A 16,909-nucleotide genomic window follows, 5' to 3' on the forward strand; every position below is an offset into this window, starting at 1 on the left:
TAGCGGCGGCAGGCCGACGTTCAGGATGTTGAGCCGGTAATAGAGATCCGCGCGGAACGTGCCGGCCTCGACGGCCGCGAGTAGCGGGCGGTGCGTCGCGGCGATCACGCGCACGTCGATGCGGATCGGCTCGGTCGAACCGAGTCGGATCACCTCGCGCTCCTGCAGCACGCGCAGCAGGCGGCTCTGCAGCGACGGCGGCATCTCGCCGATCTCGTCGAGAAACAGCGTGCCGCGGTGGGCGGCTTCGAACAGGCCGGTCTTGCCGCCACGCCGCGCACCGGTGAACGCACCTTCCTCATAGCCGAACAGCTCGCTTTCGAGCAGCGCTTCCGGAAACGCGCCGCAATTGACCGCGACGAACGGGTAGCTGCGCCGCGCGGACAGCGCGTGCAGGCTTTGCGCAATCATTTCCTTGCCGGTGCCGCTTTCGCCGAGCACGAGCACGGTCGCGTCGGATTTTGCGTAGCGGCGCACGAGATCGCGCACGCGCGCCATCGGCGCCGATGCGCCGACCACGTCGTCGAGCGCGTAGCGCGCCGCGAACTGCTGCGTGGTGGGCTGCGAACGCAGCGCGCGGTCGAGCCGTTCGACCGCACGCGACTCCTGGAACGTCAGCACGCTGCCCGACGTGACGCCGCGATCGACGAGCGGCCCGCGATGCACGACGTAGCGCACGCCGCGCACGGTCGCGAGCGCGTCACCGTCCTCGCCGCGCAGCGTGCGCAGTTCGGGCCGCAGGTCGACGAGCGCGCGGCCGACGGCCGCCGCGGGTTCGACCCCGAGCGCCGACGCGAGCCGCTCGTTGATCGCCTCGACACGGCCGCGCGCGTCGAGCGCGACCACGCCGTCGCGCAGGTGCTGGAGCAGGTTGTCGAGCCGCTGGCGGCGGAATGCCTCGGCATGCGTCGCATAGGCGACTTCGAGTGCCGTATCGACGGCCTTGCGTACCGATGCGTGCGAATACAGGAACACCGCGCCCATGCCGGCGCTGGCCGCGAGATCGGTGACGAGGCCGGGGCCGACGATCGTCTCGATGCCGCGGTCGCTCAGGTCGTGCACGCAGGCTTCCGCTTCCTGTGCAGACTGATATGACGCAAACTGCACGTCGAGGCCGTACGCGGCGACGAAGCGGCGCACTTCGGGCGGGGTTTCCCCGGCGCTGACGAGTGCGATCCGCGACGCGTCGCGCCGTGCGCGCGCAAGCGCCTGCATCACGTCGAAGCCGGTCGGCGACACCACCACCACCGGCACCTGTGCACGCGTTTTCAAAAAGCCGCCGTTCGAGCCGGCCGCGACGATCACGTCGGGCCGCGCGGTGCCGGCCTCGGCGATCGCGCTGAGCGCATCCTCATAGGCGCGCGTCACGATGCGCACGTCGGCGCGTTCGTCGAATTCACCGGCGATCTCGCGAAAGAGATCGCGCAGGCGGCTGATGCCCATCGCCCAGATGCGCGGGCGCACCGCGCGATCGGCCGGGCCGACGGGCTTGGTCGAGGAGAGGTCCATGGCGGTCGATTATGCGCGTGCGATTTCATTTTTGAAACATGAGATTGCCGAATTGAAATCACCGGGCGCCGCCTCGCCCGTGCAAGGTGCTTAAGAATCAGTGGGTTAGCGACATTGCGCGAGCTGGCCCGGTCCTTGCTGTTAATGGTCGTTCCTTCAGGAGGCCGTTCATGAGCAATACGCATCTTCAGAGCGCCGGCGCGAAATTCCGCGCGGCAGTCGCGGCGGAGCAGCCGCTGCAGGTAGTCGGCGCGATCACCGCCTATGCAGCCAAGATGGCGCAGGCCGTCGGCTTCAAGGCCGTGTACCTGTCGGGTGGCGGCGTCGCCGCGAACTCGCTCGGGATCCCCGATCTCGGCATCAGCACGATGGAAGACGTGCTGATCGACGCGAACCGGATCACCAACGCGACCGACCTGCCGCTGCTGGTCGATATCGATACGGGCTGGGGCGGCGCGTTCAACATCGCGCGCACGGTGCGCTCGTTCATCAAGGCCGGCGTCGCGGCCGTGCACCTGGAAGACCAGGTCGGCCAGAAGCGCTGCGGCCACCGTCCGGGCAAGGAAGTCGTGCCGGTCGAAGAAATGGTCGATCGCGTCAAGGCGGCGGTCGATGCGCGTACCGACGACCAGTTCGTGATCATGGCGCGCACCGACGCCGCCGCGGCCGAAGGGATCGACTCGGCGATCGAACGCGCAGTGGCCTATGTCGAAGCCGGCGCGGACATGATCTTCCCGGAAGCGATGAAGTCGCTCGATGACTACCGTCGTTTCAAGGCAGCCGTGAAGGTGCCGATCCTCGCGAACCTGACCGAATTCGGCTCGACGCCGCTGTTCACGCTCGACGAGCTGCGCGAGGCGAACGTCGACATCGCGCTGTACTGCTGCGGCGCGTATCGCGCGATGAACAAGGCCGCGCTGAACTTCTACGAGACGCTGCGCCGCGACGGCACGCAGAAGGCGGCCGTGCCGACGATGCAGACGCGCGCCGAGCTGTACGACTTCCTCGGCTATCACGAATACGAGCGCAAGCTCGACGAGCTGTTCGCACAGGGCAAGAAGTAACGCGCCCGCGTACCGGAACGCGATTCCGGAGAGCTTTGCCTGGGGCCGCACCAGGCGCTGAGGCGCCCAGTCCGGCCGACAGCTTTGCAGCGGTCGGGCCCGGCGCCGAGGCGCCGGTTGAACCGGCCTCTGATACCCCCGATACACATTGGAGAGCAGAAACATGAGCGAGACGAAAGACGCAGCAGCACCGGCCGCCGCAGGCGCATTCAAGCCGAAGAAGTCGGTGGCGCTGTCGGGCGTGACGGCCGGCAACACGGCGCTGTGCACGGTCGGCAAGACCGGCAACGACCTGCACTATCGCGGCTACGACATTCTCGACGTCGCCGAGTCGTGCGAATTCGAGGAAATCGCGCACCTGCTCGTTCACGGCACGCTGCCGAACCTGACCGAACTGGCCGCATACAAGAACAAGCTGCGCGCGCTGCGCGGCCTGCCGAACGCGCTGAAGGCGGCGCTCGAGCAGATCCCGGCGTCCGCGCACCCGATGGACGTGATGCGCACGGGCGTGTCGGTGCTCGGCACCGTGCTGCCGGAGAAGGACGACCACAACCTGCCGGGCGCGCGCGACATCGCCGACCGCCTGATGGCATCGCTCGGCTCGATGCTGCTGTACTGGTATCACTTCTCGCACAACGGCAAGCGCATCGAGACGGAAACGGACGACGACTCGATCGGCGGCCACTTCCTGCACCTGCTGCACGGCAAGACGCCGTCGAAGTCGTGGGTCGAGGCGATGCACACGTCGCTGATCCTGTACGCAGAGCACGAATTCAACGCGTCGACGTTCACCGGCCGCGTGATCGCGGGCACGGGCTCGGACATCTATTCGGCGATCACCGGCGCGATCGGCGCGCTGCGCGGGCCGAAGCATGGCGGCGCGAACGAAGTCGCATATGAGATCCAGAGCCGCTACAGCTCGCCGGACGACGCCGAAGCCGACATCCGTCGCCGCGTCGAGAACAAGGAAGTCGTGATCGGCTTCGGCCACCCGGTCTACACGATCTCCGATCCGCGCAACAAGGTGATCAAGGGCGTCGCGCACAAGCTGTCGAAGGAAGCGGGCGACCTGAAGCTGTACAACATCGCCGAGCGCCTCGAATCGGTGATGTGGGACGCGAAGAAGATGTTCCCGAACCTCGACTGGTTCAGCGCGGTGTCGTATCACATGATGGGCGTGCCGACCGCGATGTTCACGCCGCTGTTCGTGATCTCGCGCACGTCCGGCTGGAGCGCGCACATCATGGAGCAGCGCATCGACAACAAGATCATCCGCCCGAGCGCGAACTACACCGGTCCGGAAGACCTGCAGTTCGTACCGATCGAAAAGCGCTGATCACCCACCGTGCACACCGGCCTCCCGCGTGACGGGGGCCGGGCGTGCACCGGACGCCATACCCGAGTTCCCCACACCATGAATACCGCCAACCGCAAACCCCTGCCCGGCACGTCGCTGGACTATTTCGACGCGCGTGCCGCGGTCGAAGCGATCGCGCCCGGCGCCTACGACACGCTGCCGTACACGTCGCGCGTGCTCGCCGAAAACCTCGTGCGCCGCTGCGATCCGGCGATCCTTGCCGATTCGCTGAAGCAGATCATCGAGCGCAAGCGCGAACGTGATTTCCCGTGGTTCCCGGCGCGCGTCGTGTGCCACGACATCCTCGGGCAGACGGCACTCGTCGATCTCGCCGGCCTGCGCGACGCGATCGCCGACGGCGGCGGTGACCCGGCCAAGGTGAACCCGGTCGTGCCCGTGCAGCTGATCGTCGACCACTCGCTCGCCGTCGAATGCGGCGGCTTCGATCCGGATGCGTTCGCGAAGAACCGCGCGATCGAGGATCGCCGCAACGAGGATCGCTTCCACTTCATCGAGTGGACGAAGAAGGCGTTCGAGAACGTTGACGTGATCCCGCCGGGCAACGGCATCATGCACCAGATCAACCTCGAGAAGATGTCGCCGGTGATCCAGGCGCAGGACGGCGTCGCGTATCCGGACACCTGCGTCGGCACCGACAGCCACACGCCGCACGTCGACGCGCTCGGCGTGATCGCGATCGGCGTCGGCGGCCTCGAAGCGGAGAACGTGATGCTCGGCCGCGCATCGTGGATGCGCCTGCCCGACATCGTCGGCGTCGAGCTGACCGGCAAGCGTCAGCCCGGCATCACCGCGACGGACGTCGTGCTCGCACTGACCGAGTTCCTGCGCAAGGAAAAGGTGGTCGGCGCGTACCTGGAGTTCCGGGGCGTTGGTGCGTCGAGCCTCACGCTCGGCGATCGCGCGACGATCTCGAACATGGCGCCCGAATATGGCGCGACGGCCGCGATGTTCTTCATCGACGGCCAGACGACCGACTACCTGCGCCTCACCGGCCGCAGCGACGAGCAGGTGAAGCTCGTCGAGACCTACGCGAAGGTGGCGGGCCTGTGGGCCGATACGCTGGACAACGCGCAATACGAGCGCACGCTGACGTTCGACCTGTCGAGCGTCGTGCGCAACATGGCCGGCCCGTCGAACCCGCACAAGCGGCTGCCGACGTCCGATCTCGCCGCGCGCGGGATCGCCGGCCAGTGGGAAGAGAAGGCGGGCGAGATGCCCGACGGCGCGGTGATCATCGCCGCGATCACGAGCTGCACGAACACCAGCAACCCGCGCAACGTGATCGCAGCGGCCCTGCTCGCACGCAACGCGAATGCGCGCGGCCTCACGCGCAAGCCGTGGGTGAAGAGCTCGCTCGCGCCCGGCTCGAAGGCGGTCGAGCTGTACCTGGAAGAAGCGAACCTGCTGCCCGAACTCGAGAAGCTCGGCTTCGGCATCGTCGCGTTCGCGTGCACGACGTGCAACGGGATGTCGGGCGCGCTCGATCCGAAGATCCAGCAGGAGATCGTCGATCGCGACCTGTACGCGACGGCCGTGCTGTCCGGCAACCGCAACTTCGACGGCCGCATCCACCCGTACGCGAAGCAGGCGTTCCTCGCGTCGCCGCCGTTGGTGGTCGCGTATGCGATCGCCGGCACGATCCGCTTCGACATCGAGAAGGACGTGCTCGGCCACGACCAGGATGGCAAGCCCGTCACGCTGAAGGACATCTGGCCGACCGACGAGGAGATCGATGCGATCGTCGCGGCGAGCGTGAAGCCCGAGCAGTTCCGCAAGGTCTACGAGCCGATGTTCGCGCGTAGCGCCGATGCGGGCGAGCGCGCGGCGCCGCTGTACGACTGGCGCGCGCAGAGCACGTACATCCGCCGTCCGCCGTACTGGGAAGGCGCGCTGGCCGGCGAGCGTACGCTGCAGGGGATGCGCCCGCTCGCGGTGCTCGGCGACAACATCACGACCGACCACCTGTCGCCGTCGAACGCGATCCTGCTGAACAGCGCAGCCGGCGAATACCTCGCGAAGATGGGCCTGCCGGAAGAAGACTTCAACTCGTACGCGACGCACCGGGGAGACCACCTGACCGCACAGCGCGCGACCTTCGCGAACCCGACGCTGATCAACGAGATGGCGATCGTCGACGGCGCGGTGAAGAAGGGCTCGCTTGCCCGAGTCGAGCCGGAAGGCAAGGTCATGCGGATGTGGGAAGCGATCGAGACGTACATGAATCGCAAGCAGCCGCTGATCGTCGTGGCCGGCGCCGACTACGGCCAGGGCTCGTCGCGCGACTGGGCCGCGAAGGGCGTGCGGCTCGCGGGCGTCGAGGCGATCGCCGCCGAAGGCTTCGAGCGGATCCACCGCACGAACCTGATCGGGATGGGCGTGCTGCCGCTCGAGTTCAAGCCGGGCACGAACCGGACGACGCTCGGCATCGACGGCACCGAAACTTTCGACGTGATCGGCGAGCGCACGCCGCGCGCCGACCTGACGCTCGTGATTCATCGCAAGAACGGCGAGCGCGTCGAGGTGCCGATGACGTGCCGGCTCGATACGGCCGAGGAAGTGTCGATCTACGAAGCGGGCGGCGTGCTGCAGCGCTTCGCGCAGGACTTCCTCGAATCGTCGCAGGCGGCTTGATCGAGTCACACAGGGATAACGCACACATGGCTCACACTCCTCAAATCAGGATTCCCGCGACCTATCTCCGCGGCGGCACCAGCAAGGGCGTGTTCTTCCGGCTGCAGGACCTGCCGGACGCCGCGCAGGCGCCGGGCGCCGCGCGCGACGCGCTGCTGCTGCGCGTGATCGGCAGCCCCGATCCGTACGGCAAGCAGATCGACGGGATGGGCGGCGCGACGTCGTCCACCAGCAAGACGGTGATCGTGTCGAAGAGCACGCGGCCCGGCCACGATGTCGATTACCTGTTCGGTCAGGTCTCGATCGACAAGGCGTTCGTCGACTGGACCGGCAACTGCGGCAACCTGTCGGCGGCGGTCGGCCCGTTCGCGATCAGCGGCGGGCTCGTCGATCCGGCGCGCGTGCCGCGCGACGGCGTCGCGACCGTGCGGATCTGGCAGGCGAACATCGGCAAGACGATCGTCGCGCATGTGCCGGTGACGAACGGTGCGGTGCAGGAGACGGGCGACTTCGAGCTGGACGGCGTCACGTTCCCGGCCGCCGAGGTGCAGCTCGAGTTCATGGACCCGGCCGCCGAGGAAGAAGGCGCGGGCGGGTCGATGTTCCCGACCGGCAACCTGGTCGACGATCTCGCGGTGCCGGGCGTCGGTACGCTGAAGGCGACGATGATCAACGCGGGCATTCCGACGATCTTCGTCGAAGCGGAAGCGATCGGCTATACGGGCACCGAGCTGCAGGACGCGATCAACGGCGATGCGAAGGCGCTCGAGAAGTTCGAGACGATTCGTGCGCACGGCGCGCTGCGCATGGGCCTGATCGACACGCTCGATGAAATCGCGACGCGGCAGCACACGCCGAAGATCGCGTTCGTCGCGAAGCCGGCCGATTACGTCGCATCGAGCGGCAAGCGCGTGAACGCAGGTGACGTCGACCTGCTGGTGCGCGCGATGTCGATGGGCAAGCTGCACCACGCGATGATGGGCACGGCGGCGGTCGCGATCGGCACGGCTGCGGCGATCCCGGGCACGCTCGTCAACCTGGCAGCGGGCGGCGGCGAACGCAACGCGGTGCGCTTCGGGCATCCGTCGGGCACGCTGCGCGTCGGCGCGGAAGCGCAGCTCGAGAACGGCGAGTGGACCGTCACCAAGGCGATCATGAGCCGCAGTGCGCGGGTGCTGATGGAAGGCTGGGTGCGCGTGCCGGGCGACGCGTTCTGAGCGTGGCCGGCTGGTGCGTTGCAGATGCGGGCGGCTTCGGCCGCCCGCGTCGTTTTCATCAGCCGTGCAGGAACCGGCGCAGCGCGTCGTGGCTGAGGCGGCGTGCCGCTTCGGCGACGCGTGCACCGGGCACGATGTCGAAACCGTGCACGCCGCCGGGGAGCACGTGCAGTTCGGTCGGCACGCCTGCGCGAAGCAGGCGCTGCGCGTAGTCGAGATTCTCGTCGAGGAACAGGTCGAGCGAGCCGACCGACAGGAACGCGGGCGGCAGGCCTGCCAGCTGCGTGGCGCGTGCGGCGGCCGCGTACGGCGACACGCCGTCGACGCCCGGCGCGTGACCGAGCAACGCGCTCCAGCCGAACCGGTTGTTGGCCGCATGCCACACGAACTCACCGGCATGCGGATGCGGCGCGCGCGTGCAGGTGCGATCTTCGAGCATCGGATAGATCAGATGCTGGAACGCGAGCCGGTATTCGCCGCGGTCACGTGCCAGCAGCGCCAGCGCGGCGGCGAGCCCGCCGCCCGCGCTTTCGCCTGCCACGCCGATCCGCGCCGCGTCGATGCCGAGTGCATCGGCCTGGCGGAAGACCCACGCGAGCGCTGCGTAGCAGTCCTCGATCGCGCCGGGAAACACGGTTTCCGGCGCGAGGCGGTAGTCGATCGAGATCAGCGCACAGCCGAGCTGCGTCACGACTGACCGGTGCACCGTCTCGAGATCCTTTGCCGCGCCGCGCACGTAGCCGCCGCCGTGCATGTGGACGATCGCCGGAAGCGGGCGCGCGGCGGCTTCGGGCAGATAGACGAGGACCGGGACGTCCGGCGCGCCGGCGGGGCCGGGCACCGCGCGGCGTTCGAGCGTGCTGCCGACGAGGTCGGGCGGCGGTAGCGGCAGTACGCGTTCGCGCGACTGCGCGAGGGTGTCGGCGCTGAGCGTGACGGTCGGCCAGGCCACGAGCAGCGGGCGGATTTCACGATCGACGAGATGCAGGGTATCCAACGCGTCACTCCATCGAAAAGGCGGGATGCGCGCTCACAGCACGCTGCGCGCGACGACCCAACGGTGTACCTCGGTCGGCCCCTCGAAGATGCGCATCAGCCGCGCTTCGCTGGCCATCTGCTGCAGCGGCATTTCCTTCGCCATGCCCATCGCGCCGAGCGTCTGCATCGCATGATCGATGACGCGCCACGCCATTTCGGTCGCGAACACCTTGACCATCGAGATCTGCGTGCGCGCGTCCTGCCCGGCATCCACGCGCGCGGCCGCTTCGTAGGTCATGAGGCGGCACGCATGGATTTGCGTGAGCGCATCGGCGACCCACCACTGGATCGCCTGGCGTTCCGCGAGCGGCACGCCGAAGGTCTTGCGCTGTTTCGCATGGTCGCACAGCAGCGCGACCGCGCGCTCGGCACGGCCGATGCACCAGGCGGCCATCTCCAGCCGCCGGTTCGCGAGCCGTGCCTGCATCGGCGCGAAACCGGCGCCTTCCCGGCCCAGCAGTTGCGTGGCGGGAATGCGGCAGTTCTCCAGCACGATTTCATACGTGGACAGCCCGCCGATCATCGGAATCCGGCGTTCGATGATGAAGCCCGGCGTGTCGCGGTCGACGATGAACGCCGACATGCCGCCGCGCTTGCCCTTGCTTCGATCGGTGAGCGCCATCACGATCGTCCAGTCGGCTTCGGTCGCGTGGCTGATCCAGATCTTGCGGCCGTTCAGCACCCAGCCGTCGTCGTCGCGCACGGCTGTCGTGGACAACGCGCCCGGATCCGAGCCGGCGCCCGGCTCGGAGATCGCCATCGCGGCACGCGTGACGCCGCGTGCGTACGGGTCGAGATAGCGTGCGCGCTGCGCATCGTCGGCCACGTCGCACAGCATCCGCAGGTTCGGCGAGTCGGGCGGCAGGATGTACGGGGTCACGGTCGCGCCGATCGCTTCGTTCACGCCGACCATCGCGACGGCCGGCAGGTCGGCGCCGCCCGCATCGAGCGGCGCGTCGAGTCCCCACAGGCCGAGCTGCCGCGAGCGCTCGTCGAGGTGCGTGCGTTCGTCGTCGAGCAGCCCGAAGGGCCGGCCGTCGGCCTCGCGCGCCATCACGGCCGCTTCGAGCGGAATCAGTTCGTCCTTCACGAAGCGTGCGACGAGGTCCCGGATCATCCGGTGGTCGAGTTCGAGTTCGAAATTCATGAGAGTCGATGAGGGGGAGGGAAGGAAATGCCGACGCGGTCAGCCCGCGTTCGGACGAGACGATGCGCGGGCGCGCAGCGTGAAAAGCAACGCGACGGCACCGGCTGCGAGCAGCGCGGCGTTGAAATAGAGTCCGCCGCGCATCGACCCGGTGGCCGTGTTGAGCACGCCCATCAGGAACGGGCTCGCGAACCCGCCGATCGCGCCGGACATCGTGATCGCCGCGATCGCGACCGCCATCGAACGCTTCGGCAGCGCGAGCCCCGGCAGCACCCAGAACGCCGGTAGCGTCGCTGCGTGCGTAGCGACCGCGATACAGAGCACGATCAACAGGTGCGGCGTGCCGGTGACGCTTGCCAGCCCGATGAGCGCCGCTGCGCACGCGATCATCGCGAACGCACCGTGCCCGCGCCATTCGCGCCGGCGTTCGGTGCGCCAGCCCATCCCGAGCATGCCGACGATGCCGCACAGGTAGGGCAGCGCGGACAGCAGCCCGATCTGCATCGCGCCATGCAGGCCGCCGCGATGCAGGATCACGGGCATCCAGAACACCAGCGCATAGCCGGCGGCCGCGATCGCGAAATTGGCCGCGCACAGCAGCCAGAAATCGCGGTGCGCAAGCAGCGGTCGAGCTGTGATTGCCTCCGGCTTGCCGGCTTCGGCCTGCGTGTGCGCGGCGCGCAGCGCGGCCTTGTCGGCTTCCGACAACCAGCGAGCGTCGTCCGGCCGGTCGTCGAGAAAGCGCAGCGCGACGAAGCCGAGCACGCTGCTCGGCAGCCCTTCCACGAGGAACAGCCATTGCCAGCCGCTCAGGCCGGCGGCGCCATCGAAGTACGACAGGATCGCGCCCGACACGGGGCCGGCGATCATCCCCGCGAGGTACAGCGCGGTCATGAAGAGCGCGAACGCCTTCGCGCGTTGCTTCGGCGGATACCACGCGCCGAGATAGAACAGGATGCCGGGGAAGAAGCCCGCCTCGAACACGCCGAGCAGGAAGCGGCACGCGTAGAACTGCGCGGGCGTGGTGACGAACATCGTCGCGGCCGAGCCGAGCCCCCACAGCACCATGATCCGCGCGATCGTCCGGCGCGCGCCGATCCGCACAAGCAGCGCGTTGCTCGGAATCTCGAACGCCATGTAGCCGATGAAGAAGATGCCCGCGCCGAGCCCGTACACGGCGTCGGAGAAGTGCAGTTCGGCCGCCATCTGCGCGTGCGCGAAGCCGATGTTGATCCGGTCGATGAACGACAGCGTGTAGCAGAGAATCAGGAACGGCAGCAGCCGGCGCGAGATCCGGCGGTAGAGCGCCGGTGTCGCGCCATCGTCGACGGCGGCCGGGGCGGTCGAAAGGGTCGGGGTCATGAGCACTCCGTCAGAAGCGGTGAACGATGCCGAGCGCGAACACCTGCTCGGTGCCGCCCGGTTGCGGCTGCAGGCCGACGACGACGGTGTTGCGCGCGTCGCCGCCGTTCTTCATGTAGAGATAGCGTGCATAGAGCGACGTCCGCTTCGACAGCGGGTGGTCGTACCCGACGCCGAGCGCGGTCGCGTCGTTCGCCGAGCCTTTCACGTCGCGGCGCACGACCGAGACGAGCACGCGATCGAGCGCGCCGACGTCGATCGACGCACCGGCACTCGCGGTCGAGAACGCAGGCAGGTTCGACGCGGTGCTGACGCCATAGAGAAACGCTGCGTACAGCTTGACGTGCGCGAACGCGTAGTTGGCCGCGAACACGTAGTGGCGGGTCGTCGAAGGCGAGACGACGGGCGACAGGTTGCCGGCCGACGTGTCGCCCTGGAAGCCGGCGCCGACGTAGAGCCCGCCGATCCGGTACTGGAGCCCGGCACCGTAGTTGCGGCCGGCCTGCGTGGACAGCGCGTTCGGCGTCGGGAAGCCGTACGTGGCCATCACGCGCAGGCCGTTCCAGTCGGGGCTCAGGTACGACACCGCCTGGTTGAAGCGCGGCAGCGGCGGCGTCGTGTTGGGGGTGATCGTGTCCGTCGACGTCGCGAGCAGCGCGAGCGGCGACAGCCGTTCGTTGAGCCCGAACGGATCGCCGTCATAGACGACGTAGAACGACGGCGTGTATTGCCGGCCGAGCCGGAGGTCGCCGTAGCGCGTGTTCTGCAGCGCAACATAGGCCTGCCGGTAGAACAGCGTGCCGCCCTGGAACGAGCCGTCGGCCGGCGAGAAGCCGCTTTCCAGCACGAACTTCGTCGATGTACCGCCGCCGAGATCCTCGACGCCCGTCAGCCCGAACCGGCTCGTCGACGATCCGCCGCCGCTTTGCCGCACGCTCGACAGGCTGCCGATGCGATCGAATTCGACGTAGCTGTCGACGATCCCGTACAGCGTGACCGACGACGCGTGCGCCGATGTGGCGCATAGCACGCACGCGCCGACCACGAATGCTTTCCGTTGCATGAAGGTGTCTCCGTTCCATGTCTTTTGTCGCGCGCCCGCGTTCTGGGAGCGGTTGCGCGCGTGATGCCGTCGTGTTGCGCCGGGCTCAGCGCCCCTTGAATACCGGCTTGCGCTTCTCGAGGAACGCGCGGGCGCCCTCGACCCGGTCCTCGCTCGCATAGACGTCGGGGCCGACGTCCAGCCGCAGCGCGGCGGCCACCGGCAACCCCTGGCTGCGGGTCGTGGTTTCCTTGATGCGGCGGATCGTGAGCGGCGCGTTCCCGGCGATCGTCTGCGCCAGTTCGCGCACGGTGTCGTCGAGTGCGGCGCCGGGGACGACGCGGTTCAGCAACCCGGCGCGCTGCGCCTCGTTCGCGTCGAAGCGACGGCCCGTGAACAGCAGCTCCATCGCGATCGCACGCGGCAGCATGCGCGGCAGCAGCACGCTCGCGAAGTTCGCGCCCATGCCGACACGCGCTTCGGGCAGCGCGAACGTCGCGTGATCGGCGGCGATCCGCAGGTCGCACGCGAGCGCGATCTCGAAGCCGCCGCCGATCGCGTAGCCGTTGATCGCCGCGATGGTCGGCTTTCGCAGTTCGAGGATCAGCTCGTGCACGTTGCGTGCGAGCCCGCGCATCGGCTGCATGCCGCGTATCTCGGGGTCGCCGAGATCGACGCCCGCGCTGAAGGCACGTTCGCCCGCGCCGCGGATCACGATCACGCGAATCGACGGGTTGTCGTCGAGCGTGACGAGTTCGTCGCACAGCCGCCGGATTGCTTCCGCGGACAGCGCATTGGCGACGTGCGGACGATGGATCGTCAGCCACGCGATGCCGCTGTCGTCGTTGCGCAGGATCGACGGGGCGTCGTCGCCCGTCAGCGAAGAGAACGAGCCGGATGAGGTCATGACGCGCTCCCGGTGGCGTTCGCACGCGTGTCGTGGAGCACCCCCGCTTGCCGCAGCGCGTCCCGGTGCGCCGCGTCGATGCCGAGCGCGTCGAGCACGGCGTCGGTGTCGGCGGCGAATCGTCGCGGCGGCTGGCGGATCGAGCCGGGCGTGCGCGACAGCTTGGCCGGGATGCCCGCGCCGGTATACGTGCCGGTCTTGACGAACATCGCGTTGCGGGCCGCCTGCGGATGGTTGAAGCCATCGGCGATGGTGTTGACCGGCCCCGTCGCGACGCCGGCGCGCATCAGCCGGTCGACGACCTCGTCGGCGAGCAGCTCGCCGGTCAGCTGTTCGATCAGCGTATCGAGTGCATCGCGATGCGCGACGCGCTGCGCGTTGGTCGCGAAACGCGGATCGCGTGCGAGCTCGGGCACGCCGAGCGCTTCGACCATCTTCGCGAACGTGCGGTTATTGCCGGCGCCCGTTGCGACCGGCTTGTCCTTGCACGGATAGACGCCGTACGGCGCGATTGCGCCATACACGTTGCCGGTCGCGACGGGCACGTCGCCGGTCGCCATCCAGGTCGTGCTGACCGGATGCAGCATCGACAGCGCGGTGCTGAACAGGTCGATGTCGACGTGCTGCCCGAGGCCGGAGCGGGTCCGTTCGACCAGCGCGAGCAGGACGCTCGACACGGCACTCAGGCCCGCCGCGTAATCGACGACCGGGAACGGCACCTTCAACGGCATGCCGCCCGGTTCGCCGTTGATCGACATGAAGCCGGCGAGACCCTGCGCGACGGCGTCGTAGCCCGGAAACCGCGCCAGCGGGCCGTCGGTGCCGTATCCGGAGATCGAGCAGTGGACGAGGCGCGGGAAGTGCGCGCGCAGGCAGTCTTCGTAGCCGATGCCCCAGCGTTCGAGCGTGCCCTGCTTGAAGTTGTCGATCAGCACGTCGGCCGTGTCGAGCAGGCGGAACAGCACGTCGCGCCCGTCAGGGTGCGACAGGTCGAGCGCGAGGTTGCGCTTGTTGCGGTTGAGCCCCCAGTAGTAGCTGGAGATGCCGCTCGGCATCGCGGGGCCCCAGTCGCGCGTTTCGTCGCCCTGCGGCGGTTCGATCTTGATGACGTCCGCGCCGTGGTCGGCGAGCGTCTGCGCGCAGAACGGCCCCGCGTAGACGCGGCTCAGGTCCACCACGCGCACGCCTGCGAGTGCGCCTTCGGTACTGCTTGTCATGACGATGTTTCCTTCGATGTGGGATTCGGCTGGCCGGCATGCCGGCAGGCGATGCGTCGCGGATTCAACCGCGCGCGGCGAACAGCGCGTTCACGGCTTCGCGGTGTTCCGGGGTGGCGTGCGCGAACGCCTGGTACGACGCCGACAGGTCGAGCAGCGTGTCGAGGCTCGCGTGGCGGCCTTCGCGCAGCAGCCGCTTGGTCAGGCGCAACGCGGTGCCCGAATGCCGGGCGATGCGGCCGGCCAGTTCAAGCGCGTGCGCAAGGAGGTCGCCATCGGGAACGACGCGCGACACGAGCCCGCAACGCAGCGCCGCCTGCGCGTCCAGCGCATCGCCGGTGAACGACATTTCCGCGGCGACGGCGGCGCCGACGATCCGCGGCAGGAACCACGCGCCGCCGTCGCCCGGCACGAGGCCGAGGGCGATGAAGCTCTCGGCGAAGCGGGCGCGATCGGCGGCGATGCGGATGTCGCACATGCACGCGAGATCGGTGCCGGCGCCGATGGCCGGGCCGTTGATTGCCGCGATGGCGGGCACTTCGAGCTGGTGGAACGCGTGCGCGATGCGCTGGATGCCGTGGCGATAGCGCGTCCGGATCGCGGCGAGATCGTGCGGGTTCGAATCCATGAACGCGCGCATCGCCTTCACGTTGCCGCCCGACGAGAACGTCGTGCCGGCACCGGTCAGGACCAGCACGCGGATCGATTCGTCGCGGTTCGCGTCGTCGCAGCATTCGGTCAGTGCGTCGATCGCATCGTTGTCCGAAATGGCGTTGCGTGTTTCCGGACGGTTCATCGTGACGGTCAGGATCGGTCCCTGCCGTTCACGGGTGAGAAAGGCTGTCATCGTGTCTCCGAGTGTTCCGTACCGCGGGACTTCACGTCGCGGGCCGAAGCCTAGTATCGTCACGACGGTTGGCGCCGGGAAATTCCGTTCCACATATGTGGAAGGCTCACCCGGTGGCGTGAGGAGACGGCGGGATGAGCGGAAACGTGGTCAAGAGCGCGGCGCGCGTGTTTGAAGTGCTGGAGCTGTTCAGCGCATTGCAGCGGCCGCTGAGCGTGCGGGAGATTTCCACGCGCTGCGGCTATCCGGGATCGAGCGCGGCGGCGTTGCTGACCAGCATGAAGGCGCTCGGCTATCTCGCGTACGACGATGTCAGCCATACGTATGCGCCCACCGCGCGGCTCGTCAATCTCGGCGAAGCGCTCGTCGATTCGACGGCAGGCAGCCGGCGATACTGGCATGCCGTCGCAAAGCGGCTGGCGGTCCGCACGCGCGAGGCCGTCGTGATCGCGGTGCAGAGCGACCTGTACGTGCAGTACATCGATGCGGTCGAGGGTGCGCATACGCTTCCGATCCAGTTCTACGCGCCGATCGGCACGCGTCGCGAGATCTGCATGTCGAGCCTCGGCTGGGCGCTGCTGAGCCTCCAGCCGGACAGCGCGATCCGCCGGCTCGTGTCACGGAGCATTCGCCGGCTCGGCAAGACGGGCCGGACGATCGACGAGGATGTCGTGCTCGACAAGGTCGAACAGACGCGCCGGTTCGGCTATTCCTATTCGGCGAACACGGTCACGCAGGGCGCCGCGATGATCTCGATGGTGATCGCGGACGGCTGGAACGGCCTGCCGCTGGCCATGGGCGTGGCCGGGCCGGTCGAGCGGATCGAAGCGCAGCGCGACGCGATCGTGCACGCGATGCGGGAAGCGCTGGCCGGGCAGCGGCCGGATGCTGCGGCCGGCTAGCCGGCCGAGGCTGGCGCACGCAGGCATTCGCATAGAATCGGGAGGTTTCGTTGCTCCCGTTCCGGCTGCATTTCAGCGAGGTCGCCATGCCATTGAACACGCCGCTTTCCGGCATCCACATCGTCGAATTCGAAGGGCTCGGCCCCGGCCCGCTCGCGGGCTGGATGCTTGCCGGGATGGGCGCGCGGATCACGCTGATCGCGCGTCCGTCTGGCCGCACGAGTGCGCCGGATGCGTTGAAGGCGCGCGACGGCGACCTGCTGCGCGAAGGCAAGACGATCGTCGAACTCGACCTGAAGTCGCCGGCCGGCCGCGATGCCGCGCTCGACCTGATCGCGCAGGCCGATGCGCTGATCGAGGGGCTGCGGCCCGGCGTGATGGAGCGGCTGGGCCTCGGGCCCGACGAATGCGCGCGCCGCAATCCGACGCTCGTGTACGGGCGGATGACCGGCTGGGGCCAGCACGGCCCGCTCGCTGCCGCGGCCGGGCACGACCTGAATTACGTCGCGCTGACGGGGCTGCTGTCGTTGTCCGCGCCATGCGACGGCCGGCCGGGCGTGCCGCCGACCGTCCTCGGCGATTCGGGCGGCGCGCCCGGGCTCGCGTTCGGGATCGTCTGCGCGGCGTTCGCAGTGCGCGGGCCGCGCG

The 16,909-nt window shown here is 68.5% G+C and carries 14 protein-coding genes; 6 read left to right on the forward strand and 8 right to left on the reverse strand.

The annotated features are described in order from the left end of the window. Window positions 1–1,509, reverse strand: a 1,509-nt coding sequence (gene prpR, locus G3O00_RS29560; protein WP_206145139.1) for a propionate catabolism operon regulatory protein PrpR, incomplete at its 3' end; no start/stop codon positions are given. A 170-nt stretch (window positions 1,510–1,679) separates the two neighbouring features. Between prpR and prpB the strand changes: the two genes are divergently transcribed. The 4 genes from prpB (at window position 1,680) to prpF (ending at window position 7,799) form a co-directional block, all read left to right on the forward strand. Continuing rightward, window positions 1,680–2,573 carry a methylisocitrate lyase gene (gene prpB, locus G3O00_RS29565; RefSeq protein WP_011353756.1) on the forward strand — a complete coding sequence of 298 codons (894 nt, stop codon included), beginning with the start codon at window positions 1,680–1,682 and terminating at the stop codon, window positions 2,571–2,573. A 163-nt stretch (window positions 2,574–2,736) separates the two neighbouring features. After that, window positions 2,737–3,909, forward strand: a complete 1,173-nt coding sequence (gene prpC, locus G3O00_RS29570) for a 2-methylcitrate synthase (protein WP_011353757.1) — start codon at window positions 2,737–2,739, stop codon at window positions 3,907–3,909. Between the two features lie 78 nt (window positions 3,910–3,987). Further along, a complete protein-coding gene (acnD, locus tag G3O00_RS29575; RefSeq protein ID WP_206145140.1) occupies window positions 3,988–6,582 on the forward strand; it encodes a Fe/S-dependent 2-methylisocitrate dehydratase AcnD in 2,595 nt (864 codons plus the stop codon). Window positions 6,583–6,608: 26 nt separating this feature from the next. Further along, window positions 6,609–7,799: a 2-methylaconitate cis-trans isomerase PrpF gene (gene prpF, locus G3O00_RS29580; RefSeq protein ID WP_206145141.1), complete on the forward strand. Its 1,191-nt coding sequence runs from the start codon at window positions 6,609–6,611 to the stop codon at window positions 7,797–7,799. A 58-nt stretch (window positions 7,800–7,857) separates the two neighbouring features. Here the strand turns inward: prpF and G3O00_RS29585 are convergent, their stop codons facing one another. The 7 genes from G3O00_RS29585 to G3O00_RS29615 form a co-directional block, all read right to left on the reverse strand. After that, the gene (locus tag G3O00_RS29585; protein ID WP_206145142.1) at window positions 7,858–8,796 is read right to left on the reverse strand and encodes an alpha/beta hydrolase; all 939 of its coding nucleotides are present in this window, start codon (window positions 8,794–8,796) and stop codon (window positions 7,858–7,860) included. Window positions 8,797–8,829: 33 nt separating this feature from the next. Beyond that, on the reverse strand, window positions 8,830–9,984 hold the full coding sequence (locus tag G3O00_RS29590) for an acyl-CoA dehydrogenase (RefSeq protein ID WP_206145143.1): 1,155 nt from the start codon (window positions 9,982–9,984) through the stop codon (window positions 8,830–8,832). A 39-nt stretch (window positions 9,985–10,023) separates the two neighbouring features. Then, window positions 10,024–11,346, reverse strand: coding sequence for an MFS transporter (locus G3O00_RS29595; RefSeq protein WP_206145144.1), 1,323 nt, complete (start codon window positions 11,344–11,346; stop codon window positions 10,024–10,026). Between the two features lie 10 nt (window positions 11,347–11,356). Beyond that, window positions 11,357–12,409 carry a porin gene (locus tag G3O00_RS29600; protein WP_206145145.1) on the reverse strand — a complete coding sequence of 351 codons (1,053 nt, stop codon included), beginning with the start codon at window positions 12,407–12,409 and terminating at the stop codon, window positions 11,357–11,359. An 85-nt stretch (window positions 12,410–12,494) separates the two neighbouring features. Further along, the gene (locus G3O00_RS29605) at window positions 12,495–13,295 is read right to left on the reverse strand and encodes an enoyl-CoA hydratase-related protein (protein ID WP_206145146.1); all 801 of its coding nucleotides are present in this window, start codon (window positions 13,293–13,295) and stop codon (window positions 12,495–12,497) included. Beyond that, the gene (locus G3O00_RS29610; RefSeq protein WP_206145147.1) at window positions 13,292–14,512 is read right to left on the reverse strand and encodes a CoA transferase; all 1,221 of its coding nucleotides are present in this window, start codon (window positions 14,510–14,512) and stop codon (window positions 13,292–13,294) included. Before G3O00_RS29610 ends, G3O00_RS29605 begins: the two co-directional genes overlap by 4 nt. A gap of 64 nt (window positions 14,513–14,576) precedes the next feature. Next, window positions 14,577–15,359 carry a crotonase/enoyl-CoA hydratase family protein gene (locus tag G3O00_RS29615; protein ID WP_206145148.1) on the reverse strand — a complete coding sequence of 261 codons (783 nt, stop codon included), beginning with the start codon at window positions 15,357–15,359 and terminating at the stop codon, window positions 14,577–14,579. 134 nt (window positions 15,360–15,493) lie between these two features. Between G3O00_RS29615 and G3O00_RS29620 the strand changes: the two genes are divergently transcribed. Both G3O00_RS29620 and G3O00_RS29625 read left to right on the forward strand, forming a co-directional pair. Continuing rightward, window positions 15,494–16,261 carry a helix-turn-helix domain-containing protein gene (locus tag G3O00_RS29620; RefSeq protein ID WP_206145149.1) on the forward strand — a complete coding sequence of 256 codons (768 nt, stop codon included), beginning with the start codon at window positions 15,494–15,496 and terminating at the stop codon, window positions 16,259–16,261. An 86-nt stretch (window positions 16,262–16,347) separates the two neighbouring features. Further along, window positions 16,348–16,909: CoA transferase (locus G3O00_RS29625; RefSeq protein WP_206145150.1), on the forward strand; the 562-nt coding region annotated here is incomplete at its 3' end.

This window comes from Burkholderia sp. Ac-20384 (assembly GCF_017104605.1).
GTDB classification, from domain to species: Bacteria; Pseudomonadota; Gammaproteobacteria; order Burkholderiales; family Burkholderiaceae; genus Burkholderia; species Burkholderia lata.